The sequence below is a fragment of the Longimicrobium sp. genome (genome assembly GCF_036387355.1).
Taxonomy (GTDB): Bacteria; Gemmatimonadota; Gemmatimonadetes; order Longimicrobiales; family Longimicrobiaceae; genus Longimicrobium.
This window is the reverse complement of the sequence record NZ_DASVTX010000330.1, coordinates 1-3,807: the sequence shown is the minus strand read 5'-3', so window position 1 is coordinate 3,807 and position 3,807 is coordinate 1. Positions and strand designations below refer to the sequence as shown.

Annotated in this window: 2 protein-coding genes; both read right to left on the bottom strand. The window is 72.5% G+C overall.

All coding sequences use genetic code 11. From position 1 onward, the window contains the following. Positions 1 to 825 precede the first annotated feature (825 nt). A complete protein-coding gene (locus VF665_RS14680; protein ID WP_331054188.1) occupies positions 826 to 1,890 on the bottom strand; it encodes a hypothetical protein in 1,065 nt (354 codons plus the stop codon). A gap of 171 nt (positions 1,891 to 2,061) precedes the next feature. Then, positions 2,062 to 3,807, bottom strand: a 1,746-nt coding sequence (locus VF665_RS14675; protein ID WP_331054187.1) for a M56 family metallopeptidase, incomplete at its 5' end; no start/stop codon positions are given.

Below are 3,807 nucleotides of genomic sequence, written 5' to 3'. Positions count from 1 at the left end.
GTCGACCACCAGGATCGTCTGCTTGCTCGGTTCGCCAGCCACGGCCCGTTATCCCCTTGCGTGTGTCCCCGCCACCCATGCCGGTGTGGGCGCGGGCGCAAGAAGCAGGCCCGGAACAGGCAAATTCATGTGGTACGCACGTTTACGGACACGGGCGGGATGTGTGATGGAAGACAACAGCCGTTTCTGGCGGAGGTCCGAAGGTCACAGGGTCACGGAAGAAACTGCCAACGGGAGGGCAGCACGGGTGGTGCTGAGCGAATGAATTCGCCGCAACGACGACGGAAAGTCCCCCAAACAGCCGGGGGACTTCACCTGCACGCGGCGGATGGTTTGGCGCGGGGTGGGCATGCAACCAAGCGGCGACAGGTGGGATGAGCGAGTGAACTCGCCGCAACAACGGCTGAAAGCCTCACGATACTGCTGTGAGGCTGCATCTGTGCGGACGAGGGCTTCCGTGCGGGTCCGAGGCGCCCGCTGAGCGGATGAATCCGCCGCTCTGAAAGCCGTAAGCCCCGACTCGTGGCCGCTGTCGCGTCCACGATCGAGGCTTCAACTTCACGAGGTCGCAGATTTCGGCGCGGGTTCTCCCCTCTCCGTGCGGCAGTTTGCACGGGGAGGGGCCGGGGGAGGGGCGCCGTTGAGGTGTGCCCCCTCCCCCACGTCTGTTCGTGGGAGAGGGTGGCGAGCCTTAGCGAGCCGGGTGAGGGCCCACCCCGCCGCCGCGCCATCCCCCGCCGTCCCGCCGATCACTTTCGTACTTTCGTACTTTCGTACTTCAGTTCCGCACTCTGCACTTTCGCACTCCCGCACTTCCCTCCCGCCTCAGTTCCTCCGCCGCATCGCGCCCGCGCCCGGGCGAATCCCCAGCGCCTTCAACTCCGCCAGACGCTCGCTCGTGAGGCCCGTCACGCCCGCGGCGGCAAGCTCGCGCACGTAGGCGGAGGTCACGCCCAGCGCGCGCATGCTGGTGAGCCCGTCCGTATCCAGCCCCGACACGCCCGCCGCGCGCATCTCGCGGATGTACGCGGCCGTGACGCCCACCGCCCGCATGCCGGCAAGCTCGTCGGCGGGAACGTCGGCCAGCCCCGCGGCGCGCAGTTCCGCGATGTACTCCGGCGTTACGCCCACCGCCTTCATCCCCGTCACCTCGTCCACCGGCAGGTCACGGATGCCCGCGGCCCGCAGCGCCGCCACGTACTCCGGCGTGACGCCCACGGCGCGCATGCCGGTCAGGTCGTCCGCGGGAATGCGCGGGTAGCCGGCGCGGGCCATGGCGCTCACGTACTCCGCCGTCACGCCTACCGCGCGCATTCCCGTCGCGTCGTCCGGCGACAGGCCGCCGTAGCCAAGGCGCCGCATCTCCGCCAGCCACGCCGGGGTGACGCCCACGGCGGCCAGCCCGGCGAGCTCATCCACCGTCATCCTTTCCATTCCCGCCGCCTGGATGTCGCGGACGTACCGCGCCGACACGCCGGCCCACGCAAGCTGCAGCAGATCCTGTTCGCTCACATCGTCCGCGCCGCGGATCCCCAGCGACCGCAGCGTACCCGCGAACTGGCGGTTGGGCGCAAAGGTGAAGTGCCCCGACCCGCGCCCCTGCCTGAACGATCCCTCCAATTCGATGAGCCCCGGCTCGCGGTCGATGCGGAACGCCACCGGGGTGGAGGTCTCGGCATGGATGTCGGCGTCGGACAGCCCCTGCAGCTGGGAGCGGTCCGTGGTGTTGCCCCAGGTGGAGGTCTCGTGGTGCATGGTGAGATGCAGCCGGTCGGCCCCTTCCGCGCGGGCGGTCCAGGTGCCCTCGATGGTGCGCGACGGGCGGCCGGCGGCGGTGGCCGCGGCGGCGGTGGTGGCCACCAGAACGGCGGCGACGATCAGGGTGCGCATGCCACGAATCCCGCGTTTCAGGGTTGATGATGGGCGCACCGGTGCGGCGCTGGCCGCCTCGCGATGGGCACCACGCTGTGCATCCGACTTTCGTGAATCCGGGATGGGGCGAAGATGCCGCCCCATCCTCCGTCCCTTCCCGCGGCGCCCGCGTCCGGGCGCCGCGTCCGCCTACTGCCTCGGCTCTACGCGGGCGGCGCGCAGCCGCACCACTTCATCCACCGTGGCCGCATCGAACCCCGCCGCGCGCACGCGCCGCACGTAGTCCGCAGTTACGCCGTGGGCCCTCAGGGCGCTGAGCTGCCGCATGGAGAGCCCGGTGAGCCTCACCGACTCCATCTCGCGCGCGTACGCCGGCGTGACCCCCTGGGCGCGGAGCGAGGTGATTTCGCGCACGCTGACGGACTCGGCCAGGTTCTCCGCGCGCATCTGCTCCACGTACTCGCCGGTGACGCCCACGGCGCGCAGCCCCTGCACTTCGTCCGCGGAGCGCGGGACGATTCCGTGCCGGGTGAGTTCCCGGATGTACTCACCGGTCACACCCTGCGCGCGCAGCCCCGCGAGGTCGTCGGCGGACAGTTGGCCCAGTCCCGCGCGCCGCATCTCCTCCGCGAAGGCGGCGGTGACGCCCACGGCGCGCATGCCCGTGACGTCCCTCGCGCTCAGGTTCTGGAACCCCATCCGGCGAAGCTCATCCACGTACGCGCGGGTCACTCCCAGCGCGCGGAGCCCGGTGAGCTGCTGGGCGGACAGGCCGCCCAGCCCGGCGCGGCGCATCTCCTCCACGTACGCGGGGCTGACGCCCACGGCCTTCATCCCCGCCACCCGGCGGGCGGAAAGGTCGGTGAGGCCCAGACGCCGCAGTTCGTCCACGTACGCCCGGGTCACGCCCTGAGCGCGCAGGCTGGTGAGCGTGCGCCCGTCCAGGTCGCCGAATCCGGCGGCGCGCATCTCCGCCACGTACTCGGGGGTAACGCCCACGGCGCGCATCTCGGTGAGCTGCCGCACCTCGCGGTCGCGATCGCGGTCCCGGGCGGGCGGCGTATCCACCTGGATGGGGGCGGGCGCGGGGGCCTGGGCGGCGAACGCGGCGGGCAGCTTCAGAGCCGCCGGGTGCACCTTTGCCGTCTCGGCGTCCTTTTCCTTTGACGACGGCGCCGGCTTTTCCGTCTGCACCGGGGCCGGGAGCGCGGCCTGCCGTTCCACCGGCGGAGCGGCGGGCGTGCGCGCGGCCGTGGGGCGCATGGCGCTGAGCGGCGCCACGAGCAGCAGGCCGGCAAGGATGGTGGCGGCGGTCGCGGCGCTGGACGGAACGCCGCGCGCGCGGGCGCCGTCCAGCACCCAGAGCAGGCGGGATTCCAGGTGCGACGGGCGCGCCATGCTCACCATCGCGGGCGCGGCCAGGCGCATGGCCTTGTGCGAGCGCGCCACCTCCAGCAGGTGCGCGGCGTAGTCCGAGGCGCGGGCGCCGCCGCGCAGCACCAGGTCGTCGCAGGCGCGCTCGCGCTCAATGCGAAGCTGGCGCGCGGCGTACCACACCGCGGGATGCCACCAGAACAGCACGCAGGCGGCCTGCGCCAGCGCCTGGGTAAGGCAGTCGAAGCGCTTGACGTGGGCAAGCTCGTGGGCCAGAACCGCGCGGCGGCGGTCCTCCGGCCATCCGTCCGCCATGGACGGAACGATGACGGAGGGCCACAGCAGCCCCCAGGTGGCCGGCATGTCGGCGGCGCGGCTGCGCAGCAGGAGCACGGGGCGGCGCAGCCCCAGGCGCTCGGCGGCGTCCTGCGAGGCGCGCAGCCACTCCGGATCGCGCACCAGCTCGGCGCGGCGCCCCAGCCGCGCGGCGCCCCAGAAGCCGACGGCCAGCCACAGCATGCCAATCAGCACGCCGCCCGCGGCCAGCGCCGCCGCCGCCCG

What these genes read in the sequence shown, in the direction of transcription:
- VF665_RS14680 (WP_331054188.1), bottom strand. Translation starts at nt 1,890, where the DNA reads ATGCGCACCCTGATCGTCGCCGCCGTTCTGGTGGCCACCACCGCCGCC.